This window comes from Propionicimonas sp. (assembly GCF_034927565.1).
GTDB lineage: Bacteria > Actinomycetota > Actinomycetes > Propionibacteriales > Propionibacteriaceae > Propionicimonas.
Genome location: NZ_JAYFPT010000108.1, coordinates 1 through 18,291, shown reverse-complemented (window position 1 = coordinate 18,291; position 18,291 = coordinate 1). Strand labels below are relative to the sequence as shown.

The window sequence follows — 18,291 nt, the reverse complement described above, 5'->3', positions numbered from 1 at the left end:
AATGGCGCGAAATAGCCAAGTCCTGACGCAGCTAAATTGAAATACGAGCCATTCTCCTCCTCTTATTCGATTTCGGCACCCGGGGAGGGGGACCGGGCAAGAATGCTGAGTAAGCCGCGTGGTTCCAGTGTTGGCGCGGCGCAGTGGCACTCGACAGGACACCCACATGACCACTCAGCCGCGGTTCCCCGGCATCCCCGACGTCATCAACGGCAATGGCGCCATCGCGCACGTGATGAAGCACGTCTGCGGCGGGGTGATCGGCTACCCGATCACTCCGTCCACCGAGATCTCCGAGCTGTTCGAAGCCGCCCGGGCCGAGGGTCAACTGAATGTCTGGGGCAAGCACCCGTTCTTCGTCGAGACCGAGGGCGAACACTCCGCGCAGAGCGGTGCGCTGGGCGCGGCGTTGACCGGTGGCAATTTCATCTCCAACGCCTCCTCCAGCCAGGGCATCCTGTACGGCCTGGAATCGCACTACGTCACGGTCGGCAAGAAGATCGGCGGCTTCGTCCTGCAGGTGGCAGCCCGGGTGGTCACCCGGCACTCGCTCAACGTGATGGCCGGCCATGACGACGTCTACGCCCTGCTGCCCACCGGTTACACCATTCTGTTCGGCTCCAACCCGCAGGAGGCCGCCGACCTGGCCGCGATCTCCTACCGCACCTCGGCGCTGTCGCTGATCCCGGTGGCCAACGCGATGGACGGCTTCGCCACCAGCCACGTGATGAGCGAGGCGCTGCTGCCCGAGCCGGAACTGCTCGCCGCCTACCTCGGTGACCCGGCCGGACGGGTCGACTGCCCCACCGTCGCCCAGGAACTGCTGTTCGGCGCCAAGGGACGGGTGTTCCAGCTCAACCAGTACCTCGACCGGCATGCCGCTGCGATCCTGGCCGACGATCTGGCAGCGCTGCGCGGCATGCTGGCGGCCCGGGCCGAGCAGGTCGAGGCCGACGACGCCGGCGAGTTGGTCGAGCAGACCCTGGTCTGGCTGCCCGCCGACCTGCACGGGCAGTGGCGCCGGCAGTGGCTCGGCGCCTGGCGCAAGGGCACCCGGCAACTCGTCCCGGCGCTGGTCGATCCGCACAACCCGGGGCTGACCGGCCCGGTCCAGAACCAGCCCGACTTCCAGGCCGGCGCTGCCGACCATCGCACCCACTTCGCCAACGCCGTCCCCGACCTGGTTCGCCGGGCGATGGCCGAGTACGCCGAGTTGACCGGACGCCAGTACTCCCCGGTGGTCGCCCACGACACCGCCGATGCCGACTACGTGTTCGTCGGGATGGGCTCGATCACCGACGACGTCCGGGCCGTGCTGCCCTACCTGCGCTCGCTCGGGCTGAAGGTCGGTGTGGTGTCGGTCAAGCTGCTGCAGCCCTTCCCGGAGGCCGACCTGGTGGCCGCGCTCGGCAACGCCAAGGCGGTCACCATCCTGGAGCGCTCCGACGATACCGCGCTCACCCGCTTCGTCACCCAGGCGCTCTACCACGCCCGGGTGTTCCCCACCCTCACCACGGCGATCTTCGGCCTGGGCGGCCACGACGTGCAGCCCCGCCACCTGGTCGCCGCGGCGAAGCAGATGGCTTCCGGAAACGGCGCCGAGCTGGTCTACCTGGGCTCGCAGTTCTTCATCGAGAACCCGACCCCGGCGGTGGCCGAGATCCAGAACCGGCTGCGGACCGCCTACCCCGAGACCGAACTGATGGCGTTGCCGACCGAGCCGAACCCGGCCGTCCTGCCGGCTGAAGCCCTCCGGATCCGGTTCCACTCGGTCGGCGGCTACGGCACGGTCGCGACCGGGAAGCTGCTGACCGACATCCTGGCGTCGATGCTGGAGATGCACTCGAAGTCGGCGCCCAAGTACGGCTCGGAGAAGTCTGGCGCGCCGACCAACTTCTACGTCACCCTGTCCCCCGAACCGGTGCTGCTGACCAACGCCGAACTCGAGGATGTCGAGGTGGTGGTCTGCCCCGACCACCAGGTGTTCGCCCACTCCAATCCACTGAAGGGCCTGGTGTCCGGCGGCACCCTCATCCTGCAGTCCACCGGTGACCCGCAGCAGGTCTGGGCCGGGTTGCCGGCCTTCGCCCGCCGCGCCATCCGCGAACGCAATATCCGGTTCTTCGTCCTCGACGCCTTCGCCGTGGCCCGCCGGCACGCCCCGAACCCGGAGCTGGAGACCCGGATGATGGGCATGGCCTTCATCGGAGCCATCATCGGCCATGTCGACCGGATCGCCCGTGGCGCCAACCTCGACGTGGTCGAGGCAGAGGTCAAGGCGGAGTTGTCGAAGAAGTTCGGCCGCAAGGGCCTGTCGGTGGTCGAGGCCAATATGGCAGTGATCCGGGACGGCATGCAGGCTGTCGCAGTGGACTACGCCGACCCGGCATTCGAACAGCTGGAGACGGTCTCGGTCGCCGAGCGGGTCTCCGTCCCGCTGTCGGCGCTGATGACCCCGGCGGTCGGCAAACAGCGGGCCACCGGTCTGTTCGACCCCGGCTACTTCGAGGAGATCGTCGCCAAGCCGTTCCGCGAGGGCACCATCGACGAGGCGCCGGTCATCCCCGGCACCGGACTGTTCATCCCGGTCGGCACCGGCGCGGACAAGAACAAGGGCCTGTTCCGGCGGACCCTGCCGGTGTTCACCCCGGACGCCTGCACGGCCTGCATGGAATGTGCCCTGGCCTGCCCGGACAATGCCATTCCGAACACCGGCCACGAGCTCGGCGACCTGCTGCACGCCGCGATCGACGCCACGGACCTGCCAGAAACCGCGCGGGCCCGGGTGCGCGAGGTGGTCACGGATTGGGCGCTGGAGATCCGCCGACTGTTCCTGGCCGACTCGGCCGCCGACGATTTCGCCGCGCTGGCCCGCCAGGCCGCCGAGCTGATTCCGCCCAAGCGGGTACTCGGCCGGCACATTGAGGCCGTGATCGAAGCCGTCGCAGCTTTCCCGGTGGCCCGCACCCGTCCGCTGTTCGACGCGATGGAGAAGCAATCGCCCGGCAGCGGGGTGCTGTTCTCCGCAGTGGTCGACCCGTGGAAGTGCACCGGCTGCCTGCAGTGCATCGAGGTCTGCGGCCCGGACGCCCTCACCCCGGCAGACCAGGACGACCTGCTGCTGGGCATGCTGGAGACCCGGTTCTCCCGGCTCACCCAGTTGCCCGACACCCCGGCCCGGCTGACCGCGGACGCGACCGCGCCGGCCGGCGACCTGAAGCGGCTGCTGCTGGCCCGGGACAGCTACTACTCGATGACCGGCGGCCACGGTGCCTGCCGGGGCTGCGGCGAGGTGACCGCCATCCACCTGGTGACCGCCCTCAGCCACAGCCTGGGCGAGCTCAACCGGCAGGCTCATCTGCGGGAACTCGATGACACCATCGAGGAACTCCGCAACCTGCTGGAGACCGTCCCGGCCGGCAGCCCGCGGGCGAAGCGGGTCGACACCACCATTGCCGAACTGGAACGCCGGCTGTACCTGTACGAGTCCGGCCCGACCGGCAACGGGCCGGCACCGGCGGTGATCGCGAACTCCACCGGCTGCTCCAGCGTCTACGCCTCGACGATGCCGTTCTCGCCCTACCTCGACCCGTGGGTCAACGGCCTGTTCCAGGACGCCCAACCACTCGCCTCCGGCATCTACGAGGGCATCGTGTCCGCGCTGGTGGACGAGGTCCGCGCACTGCGGGTGGCGAAGCTGGAACTGGCCGGCAGCTACAACCCGGCAGTCCATGACGCCACCTTGCGCACCCTGTCCTGGCACGACTTCACCGCGGCCGAGCGGGCGCTCGTCCCGGCTGTGCTGACCATCAGTGGCGACGGCGCCGCCTTCGACATCGGTTTCGGTGCGATGTCGCGGGTGCTGGCCTCCGGCACCCCGATCAAGTCGCTGGTGCTGGACACCGGTGGCTACTCCAATACCGGCGGCCAGGCCTCCACGGCAAGCTTCCGCGGCCAGGACGCCGACCTGGCCCGGTTCGGTGGCGCGCACACCGGCAAACGCGAGGCGCGCAAGGAGCTCGGTCTCCTGGCGGTCTTCCACCCGGGCGTGTTCGTGGCCTCGACGGCCTCGGCCTACCACGGCCACTTCCTGCGGGCCGCGGCCGACATGCTCGGCTACACCGACGGCGCCGCGCTGATGGTCACCTACGCCCCCTGTGATACCGAGAACGGGATGGCCGAGGACCTGGCCAATGCCCGTTCCCGGATGGCGGTGGAGAGCCGGATGAGCCCGCTGTTCGTCCACGACCCGCGCCGTGGCGACAGCCTGGCCGAGCGGTTCAGCCTGGACGGCAACCCTGCCGTCGACCAGCTGTGGACCACCACCACGCTGGACTATCTGGACGAGACCCGCACCCTGCAGCTGATGACCATGCCGCTCACCCCGGCCGAGTTCGCGCTGGGCGAGGTACGGTTCGCCAAGCAGTTCCGCTGGCTGGCTGTGCACGAGGAGGCGGCCGCCGTCCCGATCGCCGAGTTCATCGAGTTGGCACCCGAGCAGCGACTGGGCAAGATCCCGTTCGTCTACTCCACTGACCGGCGCAAGCAGTTGGTCCGGATGGCCTGCTCGGCGGCGATCGTCGAACTGGTCGAGGAGCGCAAGCGGCACTGGCAGCTGTTGCAGTTCCTCGCCGGGCAGAGCGAGGCCGCGCTGACCGCGCAGCATCGCGCCGAGTTGGAGGCTCTGACCGCCCGCTATGGCGAAGCCGTCGACGCCCGCGAGCAGTCGCTGGACACGATCGCCCAGGCCATGGCCGATCTGGCCACCTCCAGCGGAGCTCCGGTCGGCGGACCGCTCCAGCTCGGCCTGGGTATGCCGGGTCCGTTCCCGGCACCGGCTGCGGTGCCGGCCGCGGCCACGACGGCGGTTGCCGAGCGGCCGATCTGGCTGGCCGAAGAGGACCTGCCCCGCTGCAACGACTGCGCGACCTGCTACCAGGAGCTGCCGCAGCTGTTCGAGAAGGCCACCGTGGTGATCGACGGTGCGCCGAGAACGGTGGGACGGATGCGCGAGGGCAGCCTTGACAACCTGGAGGTGACGCCCGAACTGGCAGCCCGGATCGCCCGGGTGAAGGCCACCTGCGACGCGGAGATCATCCAATGAGCAATATCTCCTTCGCCAACCAACTCGGCTTGCTGGAACGGCGGCTCTCGGCCGATCCCCGCTCCTTCCGTGAGTTGTTCACCGCCGACGGCATGGAAGCGGTGGCCTGGGAGTTCCAGCAGCCCGACCTGTCCGCGGAGTTCACCCTCGCGCTGTGGGAGGCGCTCTCCCGCGACGACGATGCCGCCCGGGTGCTGATGCGTTTCCTGTGGCGGCTGTCGGTGGGCAAGAAGCGGGCTTTCATCCGAGCCCTGGACGCACACCTGTCCGACCGCTACCCGATGTTTGCCGGCCTGTCCCGCAACTGGCCGGCCGGCTCGGCGATCCCGCCGTACATCCGCAAGCCCGAGGACCGCTGCGAAGACTTCGAGCTGGTCAACAAGGGCTACCTGGGTTATATGGACCTCGGCTACACCCGCCGTGACGTCGAGCTCTTCGTCTGGCTGGAGGCACTGCGCGACAAGCAGTGCGCCGAGGCGCCCTGCGAGTTGGGTGTCCTGCTGGCCGGGCACCGCGAGCCGCAGGGCGGCTGCCCGGTGCGGATCCACATTCCACAGATGTTCGAGTTGCTCGGCAACGGTCGGTTCACCGAGGCGCTGCAACTGCTGGAGGGCTGCAATCCGCTGCCGAACGTCACCGGCCGGGTCTGCCCCCAGGAACTGCAGTGCCAGGGGATGTGCATCCACAAGCAGGCGATGACCATCGGCCAGGTGGAGTGGTTCCTGCCGGAGTGGGAGAAGCTGGCCGATCCGGACGCCGTCACCCGGCGGTTCGCCCACGTCCGCGACCCGTGGCTGCTGGCCACCAAACCGCCGGTGGCGATCGTCGGTTCCGGTCCGTCCGGGCTGATCACCGCCTACCTGCTGGCCGAGGAGGGCTTCCCGGTCACCGTCTTCGAGGCCTTCCACGAGCTCGGCGGCGTGCTGCGCTACGGCATTCCGGAGTTCCGGCTGCCGAACCAGCTGATTGACGACGTGGTGGCCAAGATCCGGCTGCTCGGCGGACGCTTCGTCACCAACTTCGTGGTCGGCAAGACGGCCACCTTGGAGCAGTTGAGGGACGCCGGCTTCGCCAAGGTGTTCGTCGGCTCCGGAGCCGGGCTCCCCCGCTTCCTGAACGTCCCCGGTGAGCACCTGCTGAACGTGATGAGCGCCAACGAGTTCCTCACCCGGGTGAACCTGATGCAGGCCCACAAGGCCGAGCGGGAGACCCCGCTGCCGCTGGTCAGGGGCAGGCAGGTGCTGGTGGTCGGCGGCGGCAACACCGCGATGGACGCCGCCCGCACCGCCCGCCGGCTGGGCGGCCACGTGACCATCGTCTACCGCCGTACCCGTGCCGAGATGCCGGCCCGGGTGGAGGAACTCGAGCACGCCCTGGAGGAGGGCATCGAGCTCGCCGTACTGCGTTCCCCGGTGGAGTTCACCGGGGACGAGCGAGGCTTCGTCACCAGCGCGGTCTGCGAAACCATGGGCCTGGGCGAGCCGGACGCCTCCGGCCGGCGCCGTCCGCTGCCGACCGGCCTCACCGAGAAGCTGGACGCCGACCTGGTGATCATGGCGCTGGGCAACTCGGCCAACCCGATCATCAAGGATTCCGAGCCCCGGTTGGAGGTGTCGAAGTACGGCACCATCGAGCAGCCCGACGACGCCTCCAAGCAGACCTCGCTGGCCGGGGTCTACACCGGCGGCGACGCAGCCCGCGGCGGATCCACGGCGATCCGGGCCGCCGGTGACGGCCAGACCGCCGCTCGCGAGATCATCGGCACCCTGGACGAGTTCGACCCGGCCGAGGTGATCGACAAGGTGACCCGGGCATCGGCCTACACCGACATGGCGGCCGAGTTGCCGGTGATCGTGGCCAAGCAGCACCTCAGCTTCGGCATCGAGGAGTTCACCGTCCGGGCCCCGGTGATCGCCCGGACGGCGCGGGCCGGCCAGTTCGTCCGGGTACTGATCGAACCCCACGGTGAGCTGATCCCGCTCACCCTGGCCGACTGGGACGCCGAGGCGGGAACGGTGACGCTGGTCGTCCAGGGCATGGGCACCACCACCTTGTCGCTGAACGAGATGGCCGTCGGACAGGCGCTGGCCGGGATCGCCGGCCCGCTCGGCCGGCCCAGCGACGTGGAGCGGTACGACGACGACCAGACGGTGGTGTTCACCGCCGGCGGGCTGGGCCTGCCCCCGGTCTACCCGATCATGCGCGAGCACCTGCGGCTGGGCAACCACGTCACGCTGATCTCCGGCTTCCGCACCGCCGACCTGATGTTCTGGGACGCCCCGGACGAGCGGGTTGGCCAGCTGCAGTCGGAGTTCGGCAAGCAACTGGACGTCATCTACGCCACCAACGACGGCTCGTTCGGGGTGCAGGGCTTCGTCACCGCTCCGCTGGAGGACATGCTGCAGGCCGAGCGGTCCGGCCGGGGCCGGCACCGGCGGATCGCCGAGGTGGTGACGATCGGGCCGCCGCTGATGATGCGCTCGGTCTCCGATCTCACCAAACCGTACGGGGTGCCGACCGTGGCCAGCCTGAACTCGATCATGGTGGACGCCACCGGCATGTGCGGCGCCTGCATGGTCCCGGTCACCGAGGGCGACCGGCTGGTCCGCAAACATGCCTGTATCGACGGTCCCGAGATCGACGGCCATGCCATCGACTGGGACAAGTTCCTGCCCCGCTTCAGCCTCTTCCGCAACCAGGAACAGGAGAGCCGCCTGAGGCACGGGTTCTGACCGGATCCGCTGCGAGCCCTGCCGGGGAACTGCAGCCCGCCGACCCGGTGCGCGACGCGAGCCGCAAGATCCCTGGCCCGGCAGGTTTCACCGGGCAGAATGGCTCTGACATGGCGATCAGCATCGAGGACGTCGCGCGGGTGGCGGGAGTTTCCACCGCGACGGTGTCGCGCGCCCTGCGCGGGTTGCCGAATGTCACCCCGGCGACCCGGGATGCGGTACTGGAGATCGCGGCCCGGCTCGGTTACGTCCCGTCCCGCAGCGCCTCCGCGCTGGCCAGCGGACGCACCCGGACGGTCGGCCTGGTCGCTCCGTCGGTCTCGCGGTGGTTCTTCGCCACCGCTTTCGAGGGCGCCGAGCACACGCTGCGCCAGGCGGGCTTCGACGCCTTGCTGTACTCCCTGCCGGAGAGCCCGGTGCCGCGCAAGCCGTTCGACCCCGACGTCCTGCGCGGCCGGGTGGACGCCGTCCTGGTGGCCAGCCTGTCGTTCTCGGCCGACGAGGTGGAGCGGCTGCGCTCGCTGGGCATGCCCGCGGTGTTCGTCTCCGTCCAGCAGCCCGGTTTCGGGTTCGTCGGGATTGACGACCGCGCCGCGGCCGTGCAGGCCACCCGGCACCTGCTCGACCTCGGACACCGGGTGATCGGGCATATCGGCGGACGGCGGGCAGACCAGGCGCCGTACTCCCCCACCACCAGGCGTCGCGAGGGCTGGTTGCGCACCCTCGCCGCGGCCGGACTGGAGTCCGAGGGGCTGGACGTCGAGGGCGACTTCACCGCCTGGGGTGGCCACGACAGCGCGCTGGCCCTGCTGCAGCGCCGCCCCGACCTGACCGCGATCTTTGCCGCCTCCGACGAGATGGCGATGGGGGCGATCAAGGCGGTTCGGGGACGCGGGCTGGAGGTCGGCGTGGACGTGTCGATCATCGGCCTCGACGGCCACAGCCTGGCCGACGTGATGGACCTCACCACCATTGCCCAGCCCGCCTACGAGCAGGGCGCCCAGGCAGCGGCCATGCTGCTCGCGTCGCTGTCCGGTCAGGACGGCGACGCCGCCGACTCCCGGGTGATCTTCGAGACCAGCCTGCGGCACCGCTCGTCCACCGGGGCGCCCCGCAGGGTCTGACCCACGAGCCAGCCGGCCCAACCTGCGTCAAACCCACCCTCAGCCAGGGGTGGGGATGCGGACCGGCAGGCCGGGCGAGACGGCCACCAGTTGGTCGTGGACGCGGAGTTCGGCTGGTGGGCCTGCGGCCAGGGTGAGGGTGAGGCCGTCGTGGTCGACATGCACCGCGATCCGGGAGCCACCGATGGTGAGGCTGAACTCCAGCGCGTCCCAGCCGGTGGGTAGCCGGGGATCCAGCGACGGGGATTCGCCGGAGTCCCGCAGCCCGCCGAAGCCACAGACCAGCACTCCCCACACACCGCCGGCAGCCGCAAGGTGTACGCCGTCAGTGGTGTTGTGGTGCCGGTTGGCCAGGTCGACGAACAGCGCGGAGCGGAACTGTTCCAGGGCGAGGTCACCGTGCCCCACTTCGGCGGCGACCACCGACTGGGAGACCGCCGACAGGGTCGAGTCACCGGTGGTGATCGGGTCGTAGTAGTCGAAATCGGCCCGCTTCTGGGCTGCGGTGAACTCGGCGCTGCGCAGCAACAGTGCCAACACCACGTCGGCCTGCTTCAGCACCTGGTGCCGGTAGATCACCAGCGAGTGGTGGTGCAGCAGCAACGGACGCTGCTCCGATGTGGCCGAGAGGTCCCAGCGCCGCCGGCTCAGGAAGTGGGCGTCCTGGGGATGAATACCGCGCTGTTCGTCCCAGGGGACGTACATCCCCTCCGCGGCCCGGAGCCAGGACACCGGCTCGTCCGCGCCGATGCCGAGCCGGCTGACGGCCCGGGCCCGGGCGGGCGGATCGGTGACGGCCAGGTCGGCGAGCACCTCGCCGGCCCGGCGCAGGTTGAACCGCGCGAGCACGTTGGTGTACAGGTTGTCGTCCACCACGGCGGTGTACTCGTCCGGGCCGGTGACCCCGTGGAGGTGGAAGCAGCCATCGCCGTCGGCCTGCCAGAAGCCGAGGCTGAGCCACATCCGCGCGGTCTCGACCAGCAGGTCGACACCCTGGTTGGCCAGGAAGTCGGTGTCGCCGGTGATCGCCGCATACTGACAGACGGCGAAGGCGATGTCGGCGTCGATGTGGTACTGCGCGGTTCCGGCCGGGTAGTAGGCGGAAGCCTCCTCGCCGTTGATCGTGCGCCAGGGGAACAGTGCTCCGGCCACGTCCAGGACACGAGCCCGCCGGCGGGCGGCCGGCAGCATGGCGTGCCGGAACTCCAGCAGTGCCCGGGCTGCCGCAGGGTCGGTGTAGATCAGGAACGGCAGTACGTAGATCTCGGTGTCCCAGAAGTAGTGTCCCGAGTAGCCCGACCCGCTCAGTCCCTTCGCGCTGATCCCGTGCCCGGCGACCTGGGCTGAGGCCTGAGCGAGCTGAAACAGCGCCCATCGGACCGCCTGCTGGAGTTCAGCCTGACCTTCGGCGGTGGTGATGCGGACATCTGCCCGGTCCCAGAACCGCTCCAGCCAGGTCCGCTGCACTCCCCACAGCGCCTCCGTCCCGGCTGCCAGCGCGGCCTCGAGGGTGGCGCGGCAGTCGGCGGCCAGCACCTCGGGGTCGGGTTCCGGCCCGGCGAGCGTCAGCCCGTCCCCGGCCACCCCCAGCGGATCCGACGGCGAGCTGTGGTAGGCGGCGAGGGTGGTGACCCGCAGGCTCTCCCCAGCCTCCAGCGTCGTCCGGGTGACCCTCCCCACCCGGGCCGCCGGGCCGCGGGAGATGCTGACCTGGGTGCTACCCAGTACCACCACCTGCCGGGAGTTGCGGCAGCGGTACGCGCGTACCTCGACCTGGTCTGTGGACCAGTTGCCGCACGGCTCCAACCCGCCCCCCTCGGCGCGCTCGGTCCGGCGTGGGTCCATGCCGGCGCTGGCTTGTGCGTCTTCTGGCCCGGTGTCGGCGAGCAGGGCTGCAACCTCCACCTCGTGGGCGCCGTCAAGGGCGGTCACCGTGCACTCGAACACGGCCAGGTGGGCCTGATCCAGACTCACCATCCGGCGCTGGGCGACCTGCAGGCGTTCGCCGGACGGCAACTGCCACAGCGCGGTGTGCTCGCTGAAGCCACCCCGGAAGTCAAGACAGCGGGAGGCCTCGACCAGCGTGGCGGCGGGCCGGGCCAGCGGGGCGCCGTCGCAGGTCACCGCGAACCCAGCCAGGTCGGGCACGCCCTGGATCACCTGGCCGCAACGCGCCAGTCCGTAGGCGTCCTCGGCGTGCCGGATCCGGTAGGTCTCGTGGAAGCCATTGATGAAACTGCCGTGACCGGGGCCGCGGGTACCGTCCCCGTCCCCGCGGACGCCGAGGTAACCATTGGCCAGCCCGAACAGGGTGGCGCTGACGCCGTCCTCGCGAAGCGCCCCCCCGGGCACCGGCGCCAGCACCTCCCGCAGCCCCCACTCGTCGACCGGGAACCGGTCGCGGTCAAGTGGGTCGGCGAACCCCGCCCCCGTCTGTGTCAGGTCGGCAGTCATCGTCCACCGGCCGCCGGGTCGACGAGTTCGGCCAGCGAGCCGACCACCGCATCGGCACCTGCGGCCAACAGCGCCTCGGCGCCGGCCCCCCGGTCGACCCCGACGACCAGCCCGAAACCGCCGGCGCGTCCGGCTGCCACACCGAAGGTGGCATCCTCGACCACGACCGCCTGATCGACCGGCACCGCCAGTTCGGCGGCGGCGTGGACGAAGGTGTCCGGGGCGGGCTTTCCCGCCAGCCGCTGTTCGGCAGCCACCTGGCCGTCCACCACGACGTCGAAGGCGTCGGCGATCCCGGCAGCGGCAAGCGCCGCTGAGGCGTTGCGCGAGCTGGAGACGACGGCCAGCCGCTTCCCCTCGCGCAGCAGCCGCAGCAGGACCGCGACGGTGTCGGGGAACAGCCGGGGACCGCGCTCGGCGAGGGCCTGCTCGAAGCCGGCGTTCTTGCGATTGCCCAGGCCACAGATGGTGTCGGCATCCGGCGGGTCCACCGGTGCTCCCCAGGGAAGCTCCACGCCGCGGGAGGCGAGCACCGCGCGGACCCCGTCGTAGCGCGGCCGGCCGTCGAGCAACCGGAAGTAGTCGTCCTCGGTGTAGGCCGGGACGATCCCGTGCTCGGCGAACCAGCCGGCGAACAGCTCTGCCCAGGCCTCGCGGTGCAGCTGCGAGGTCGACAGCAGCACGCCGTCCAGGTCGAAGAGCACCGCCCGGGCAGCAGCCAGACATTCCGGCACCGGCGGTGTGCCGGCAGCCAGCACCATCGCCGTCATCCCTTCACCGAACCGGCCAGCAGGCCACGGACGAAGAACCGCTGCAGGGCGAGGAAGACGCCCATCGGCACCAGCATCGAGATGAACGCGCCGGCCGACAGCAGGTGCCAGGCCGACCCGCGGGAGCCGACCATGTCGGACAACCGGGCGGTCAGTGGCGCCACGTTCGGGGTATTGCCGGCGAAGGCCAGCGCCACCAGCAGGTCGTTCCACACCCACAGGAACTGGAAGATGCCCAACGAGGCGATCGCCGGGGTCATCAGCGGCAGGATGATCCGCCAGAAGACGGTCACGTGCCCGGCACCGTCCACCAGGGCTGCCTCGACCAGCGAGTTCGGAATCTCCTTCATGAAGTTGTGCAGCAGGAAGATCGCCAGCGGCAGGCCGAACATGGTGTGGGACAGCCACAACACCCAGTAGCTGCCGTTGAGGCCCCAGTTCACGTACTGGGTGAGCAGCGGGATCATGGTCACCTGGATCGGCACCACCTGCAGCGAGAACACCACGATGAACAGCAGGTTGCGGCCCTTGAAGTCGATCCAGGCGAAAGCGTAGGCGGCCAGCAGTGCCAGCGAGATCGGGATGATCACCGACGGCAGGGTGACCACGATGGAGTTCACGAAATAGTTGCCCAGCTGGTTCTGCTCCCCCAGCGCGGCCTGGTAGTTGCTCAGCCCGAAACTGCCCCAATTGGCCGGCAGCAGTGCCTCCCACCAGCCGGTTCGGCTGATGTCGCGGCGGTTGTCGCGGAAGGAGGTGACCAGCAGGCCGAAGGTAGGGATCGTCCAGGCGATCGCGATCACCATCGCCAGAGCGGATGCCCACGGCGAGCCGAGCCGGTTGGTGGCGTCGACTGCCCGGCGCTCCCGGCGGCTGAGCCGGCGTGGGGCTGCTGTGCTGGCGCTCATCGGACGTCCTCCGACATCTTGAGTTGACGAACGTTGTAGGCGATCACCGGGATGATGATGATGAACAGCAGCACTGCCAGCGCAGAGCCCAGCCCGCGGTTCTGGTTGGTGAACGACTGGGTGTAGAACTCGTTGGCCACCACCGAGGTGTCGTAGTTGCCACCGGTCATGGTGCGCACCACGTCGAAGGCCTTCAGGCTGGCCATCGCGACCGTGGTGAGTACCACCACCAGCGAGGGCCGGATCATCGGGACGGTGATGTAGCGGAACATGCGTGCCCCGCCCAGCCCGTCGAGCCGGGCGGCCTCGATGATGTCGTCGGGGATGGCCTTGATCGCCGCCGACAGGACGGTCATCGCGAAGCCCGCCTGGATCCAGACCATCACGATGATCAGGAAGAAGTTGTTCCACGGCGAGTTCAGCAGCCACTGGGGTGCGGTCGGATCGGTGGCGCCGAACAGCCGGGCGAACTGGACGTAGACCTCGGACAGCAGGCCCACTTTGTTGTCGTAGACGAACTTCCAGATGATGGAGGCGCCCACCATGGAGATCGCCATCGGCAGGAAGACCATCGTCTTGGCCAGCTTCTCGAACCGGGTCCGGTCGACCAGCGCGGCGTACAGCAGGCCGACGCCGGTTGCCAGCAGAGGCACCAGGACGACCCACAGCACGGTATTGCGCAGCACGATCAGGAACTGGCCCTCGGTGAAGGCCTGGACGTAGTTGGCCAGGCCAACCCACTGGGTGCCCTGGCGGTCGCGGAACGAACTGTCGATCGTGACCAGCGCCGGATAGACCAGCCCGAACGCCATCGCGACCAGCGCCGGAGCCAGCATTCCCAGGACGGTCACCCAGCGTGGTAGCCGCTTGGGCAGGCGCAGCAACAGCAGGATCAACCCGACCACCGCGACGAATGCCATGATGGCGACCAGCATCCCCAGTAGCTTCCCGGCAGTGTCGTCGGGGTGGAGCAGGAAGTCCATCATCCTCCCTTCGAGCCCGGACGGCGGCACCGCCCCGGGTCCCGTTGTGTCAGGGAACGGAGCCCGGGCGGTGTCACCTCTGTCCGGTGGCTACTTCTTGGGCCAGGAGGCCTCGATGGCACCGAGCACGTCCTGCTCGGACTTGCCCTGGGCGAAGTAGTTGGTGATCTCCTTCCAGAACGACCCGGCCCCCACCTCGGACGGCATCAGGTCGGACCCGTCGAAGCGGAACTCGACACCGGGGTCGGAAAGCAGCTGGAAGGCGAGCTGGTCCATCGGGGACTGCAGCAGGCTGGCGTCCAGGCCGTTGTTGGCACTCACCCAGCCCTGCGGAGTTGCGGTGGCCTTCTCGTTGGCCCACTCCGGGCTGGACAGGTAGGTCTGGAAGGCCTGCACCTCGGGACGGTCGGCGAACGCCGCGACGAAGTCGCCGCCACCGATCACCGGCTTGGAGTCGGCGGTCTTGCCGGGCAGCGGGAACACCCACACGTCGCCGTCGGGGCCGACCTTGATCGACTCGTCCAGCGTGGTCCAGTTGGTCTGGTAGAAGGACGCCGCCCGGTGCAGGTAGCACTCGCCGTCGACGATCGGGTAGCCGGCGTCGGTCCACGGCTCGGTGGCGATCGACTGGACGTTGCCGATGCCGGCGTTGACGTACTTGTCGTTGCGCAGGATCTTGCCCATCTCCTGCAGCGCGTTCACGATCGCCGGATCGTTGAACGGGATCTCGTGGGACACCCACTTGTCGTAGGTCTCGCCGCCGGCGAAGCGGAGCACCATGTCCTCCACCCAGTCGGTGCCCGGCCAGCCGGTGGCGGTGCCGGACTCGATGCCGGCGCACCACGGCTTGGCCTTGCCGTCGTTCGCGATCTTCTCGGTCAGGGTGATGAGCTCGTCCCAGGTGGTCGGGACGGTGTACCCGGCGTCGGCGAACATCGACGGCGAGTACCACACGAAGGACTTGGCCGAAGCGCCCAGCGGCGCGGCGTAGAACGTGCCGTCCACTGTGCCGTAGGCCTTCCACGAGTCCGACCAGTACTGGTCGACATTGGACTCGACGCTCGCCGGGGCAGCCTTCACCTTGCCGGAGGCGACGGTGGTCTTCAGCAGGCCGGGCTGCGGGAAGATCGCGATGTCGGGCAGCGCGTCAGCGGCCACCCGGACGGGGAGCTGGGCCTCGAAGTCGCGGGAGCCCTCGTAGGCGACGGTGGCGCCGGTGCACTTCTCGAACAGGTCGAAGGACTGCTCGTACTGCTGCCCCTCGGTGTCGATGAACACCGCATAGACCGAGACGGTCTTGCCGGTCAGATCGCCGTACTGCTCGAAGGCCGCACAGGTGGGATCGCCGCTGGGGCTACTCGCACCCGACGATGATGGCTGGGCCGGCTCAGGAGTCGGAGTCGTGCTCGAACAAGCAGCCAGCGGGAGCAGTAGAGCGAGGCCGGCAGCCAGGGGAACTGAGAGATGACGTCGGTGTGACATGGAAGACCTCCACTTCGTCGTGGTCCTGGACAGCACTAAGGTAAGCGCTTGCATAGGGAAATTGCAAGCGCTTACACGTGCGCTTTCCTCACGATTTGGTAACGACGGGTTCTTATCGCGGTGTGCGCCGCAGCAGCGGCGAGAGCACCACGGCGCTGCGGGTGTGGTCGATGCCGGGGGCATCCCGGAGACGCTCCAGCGCCTGTTCGAGGCTGGGCATGTCGCGGGCGCGGATGGTGACGACCGCATCGGCTTCGCCGGTGACGGTGCTGGCCTCGACCACCTCGGGGATGGTCGTCAGGATCCGGCGCAGGGCGTCGGGTGCGACGATGCCGCGGCAGAAGACCTCCACATGTGCCTCAATGGCCAGGCCGTCGTAGCCGGGGTCCAGTTCCACGGTGAAGCCGCGGATGACGCCGTCTGCCACGAGGCGGTCGATCCGGCGTTTGACCGCGGAGGCCGACAGTCCCACCGCGTCCCCGAGATCGCCGTACCCGGCCCGGGCATTGCCGCGCAGCAGCTTGATGATTCCCCGGTCGAGCTCGTCCATAGTGGCATGGTACGCCGATATCATGCGCACTAGCCGCGAGCGAGCAAAGATTTTGCGCGTGGTCGCGAGTATCCGCGTCGAATCTTTGTGAAACTGGAAGGCATGACCATGATCGAGCCTGAGCTGTCCAGTTCCGTCGGCACCGCCACCCGTCCCACGGTCCTGATGTGCCGTCCCGATCACTTCACCGTTCGCTACCGGATCAACCCGTGGATGCACCCGCAGTTGCCGACCGACACCGGTCTGGCGGTGCGGCAGTGGGAGCAGCTCTATCGCACCTACCTCGACCTCGGCTACCAGGTGCACCTGATCGACCCGGCCCCCGGCCTGCCGGACATGGTCTACGCGGCCAACGGCGGTTTCACGATGGACGGCATCGCCTACGGCGCGCGCTTCCAGTACCCGCAACGCGCACCAGAGGGCCCGCTCTACCTGGAGTGGCTGGCTGCGCACGGCTTTCGTCCGCATCAGGCGGTCGAGGTCAACGAGGGCGAGGGCGACTTCCTGCCGGTCGGCGACGTCATCCTGGCCGGGACCGGTTTCCGCAGTTCGCTGGCCAGCCACGACGAACTGCGGGCCGTCTTCGGCCGCGAGGTGCTGTCGCTCCGCCTGGTCGACCCGCGGTTCTACCACCTCGACACTGCTGTCGCCGTCCTGCAGCCTGCCGGTGGGCCGGGGGCCATCGCCTATCTCCCCCAGGCCTTTGACGAGGCCTCCCGGACGGTGCTGGCCGAGCGGTTCCCCGAGGCGATCCATGTCGGTGTGGAGGACGCCGGCGTTCTGGGGCTGAACAGCTTCAGTGACGGGCACAATGTGGTCATCGCCGCGGCCGCGAAGGACTTCGAGCGCCAATTGCGCGACCGTGGCTACGTCCCCCACCCGGTCGACCTGTCCGAACTCCTGCTCGGCGGTGGCGGGGTCAAGTGCTGCACCCTGGAGTTGAGAAAGTGACCACAGTCAAGAACGAGACCGCCGCCTACATCGAGCAGGCCGAGCGCTACGGCGCCCACAACTACCACCCGCTTCCGGTGGTGATCGCCGGTGGCGAGGGCGCCTGGGTGGTCGATGTCGACGGCCGCAAGTACCTGGACTGCCTGGCCGCCTACTCGGCGGTGAATTTCGGGCACCGGCACCCCGACCTGGTCGCCGCCGCTCGCGAGCAACTGGATCGAGTGACCCTCACCAGCCGGGCCTTCCACAACGACCGGCTCGGGGAGTTCCTCGCCCGGCTGGCCCGATTGGCAGGCAAGGACATGGTGCTGCCGATGAACACCGGCGCCGAGGCCGTCGAATCGGCCATCAAGGTCGCCCGCGCCTGGGGCTACCGAGTCAAGGGGGTGCCGCAGGACCAGGCCACCATCATCGTCGCCGAGGGCAACTTCCACGGCCGTACCACCACCATCGTTGGCTTCTCCTCCGACCCCACCGCCCGCGACGACTTCGGCCCGTTCACGCCGGGTTTCGTCAGCGTCCGGTACGGGGACGCCGAGGCGCTCGCCGCCGCGATCACCGACCAGACCGTGGCCGTCCTGGTCGAGCCGATCCAGGGCGAGGCCGGGGTGGTGCTGCCGCCGGACGGCTACCTCGCCGAGGTCCGACGGCTGACCAGTGAGCGCAACGTGCTGTTCATCGCCGACGAGATCCAGTCGGGGCTGGGACGGACCGGCGCCACCTTCGAGTGCGACAACGCGGGCGTGGTGCCCGATCTCTATCTGCTGGGCAAGGCCCTGGGCGGTGGCATCGTCCCGGTGAGTGCGGTGGTCGGGGACGCACGCACTCTGGGCGTGCTGCGTCCCGGCGAGCACGGTTCGACCTTTGGCGGCAACCCGCTGGCGGCCGCCGTGGGCCTGGCAGTGGTGGAGTTGCTGGAGACCGGGCAGTACCAGGCCAGGGCGCGCGAACTGGGCGAGCAACTGCGACGCCGGCTCGAAGCCCTGGTCGGTCAGGGAGTTGATGCCGTGCGTGTGCGTGGGCTGTGGGCGGGGATCGACATCGATCCCCGGCTGGGTTCGGGGCGCCGGGTCTGCGAGCTGCTCGCCGAACGGGGCGTGCTGGCCAAGGACACCCACGGCTCCACCATCCGGCTGGCGCCGCCGATCGTGGTGACCTGTGAGGAACTCGACTGGGCGGTCGACCAGTTCGAGGCCGTGCTGCGCGAACTGGCGGCCTGAGCCGGCCGCGCCG

Annotated in this window: 11 protein-coding genes; 5 read left to right on the top strand and 6 right to left on the bottom strand. The window is 69.3% G+C overall.

The features are described 5' to 3' along the window. Nucleotides 1-166: 166 nt before the first annotated feature. The 3 genes from VB080_RS14990 (at nucleotide 167) to VB080_RS14980 (ending at nucleotide 8,960) form a co-directional block, all read left to right on the top strand. A complete protein-coding gene (locus VB080_RS14990; RefSeq protein ID WP_323419255.1) occupies nucleotides 167-5,104 on the top strand; it encodes a 2-oxoacid:acceptor oxidoreductase family protein in 4,938 nt (1,645 codons plus the stop codon). Next, entirely contained in the window at nucleotides 5,101-7,836 is a 2,736-nt protein-coding gene (locus VB080_RS14985) for a sulfide/dihydroorotate dehydrogenase-like FAD/NAD-binding protein (RefSeq protein ID WP_323419254.1), read from the top strand. Before VB080_RS14990 ends, VB080_RS14985 begins: the two co-directional genes overlap by 4 nt. A gap of 110 nt (nucleotides 7,837-7,946) precedes the next feature. After that, nucleotides 7,947-8,960: a LacI family DNA-binding transcriptional regulator gene (locus VB080_RS14980; RefSeq protein ID WP_323419253.1), complete on the top strand. Its 1,014-nt coding sequence runs from the start codon at nucleotides 7,947-7,949 to the stop codon at nucleotides 8,958-8,960. Between the two features lie 39 nt (nucleotides 8,961-8,999). Here VB080_RS14980 and VB080_RS14975 read toward each other — a convergent pair whose 3' ends face one another. From VB080_RS14975 to VB080_RS14950, 6 genes are all read right to left on the bottom strand, one after another. Then, nucleotides 9,000-11,414 (bottom strand): glycoside hydrolase family 65 protein, encoded by a 2,415-nt coding sequence (locus tag VB080_RS14975; RefSeq protein WP_323419252.1) that lies wholly within the window; start codon nucleotides 11,412-11,414, stop codon nucleotides 9,000-9,002. After that, nucleotides 11,411-12,175, bottom strand: coding sequence for an HAD-IA family hydrolase (locus VB080_RS14970; protein ID WP_323419284.1), 765 nt, complete (start codon nucleotides 12,173-12,175; stop codon nucleotides 11,411-11,413). The genes VB080_RS14975 and VB080_RS14970 overlap by 4 nt, the downstream gene beginning before the upstream one ends. Before the next feature lie 5 nt (nucleotides 12,176-12,180). Beyond that, a complete protein-coding gene (locus VB080_RS14965) occupies nucleotides 12,181-13,092 on the bottom strand; it encodes a carbohydrate ABC transporter permease (protein ID WP_323419251.1) in 912 nt (303 codons plus the stop codon). Then, complete coding sequence (locus VB080_RS14960; RefSeq protein ID WP_323419250.1) at nucleotides 13,089-14,075, bottom strand: sugar ABC transporter permease; 987 nt, start codon at nucleotides 14,073-14,075, stop codon at nucleotides 13,089-13,091. The genes VB080_RS14965 and VB080_RS14960 overlap by 4 nt, the downstream gene beginning before the upstream one ends. A 90-nt stretch (nucleotides 14,076-14,165) precedes the next feature. Next, a complete protein-coding gene (locus VB080_RS14955) occupies nucleotides 14,166-15,557 on the bottom strand; it encodes an ABC transporter substrate-binding protein (RefSeq protein ID WP_323419249.1) in 1,392 nt (463 codons plus the stop codon). Nucleotides 15,558-15,669: 112 nt separating this feature from the next. Next, nucleotides 15,670-16,107, bottom strand: coding sequence for an Lrp/AsnC family transcriptional regulator (locus VB080_RS14950; protein WP_323419248.1), 438 nt, complete (start codon nucleotides 16,105-16,107; stop codon nucleotides 15,670-15,672). A 102-nt stretch (nucleotides 16,108-16,209) separates the two neighbouring features. On the opposite strand from VB080_RS14950, the gene ddaH reads away from it, so the two are divergent. Further along, the gene (gene ddaH, locus VB080_RS14945) at nucleotides 16,210-17,058 is read left to right on the top strand and encodes a dimethylargininase (RefSeq protein ID WP_323419247.1); all 849 of its coding nucleotides are present in this window, start codon (nucleotides 16,210-16,212) and stop codon (nucleotides 17,056-17,058) included. After that, entirely contained in the window at nucleotides 17,055-18,278 is a 1,224-nt protein-coding gene (gene rocD, locus VB080_RS14940; RefSeq protein WP_323419246.1) for an ornithine--oxo-acid transaminase, read from the top strand. The genes ddaH and rocD overlap by 4 nt, the downstream gene beginning before the upstream one ends. Nucleotides 18,279-18,291 lie beyond the last annotated feature (13 nt).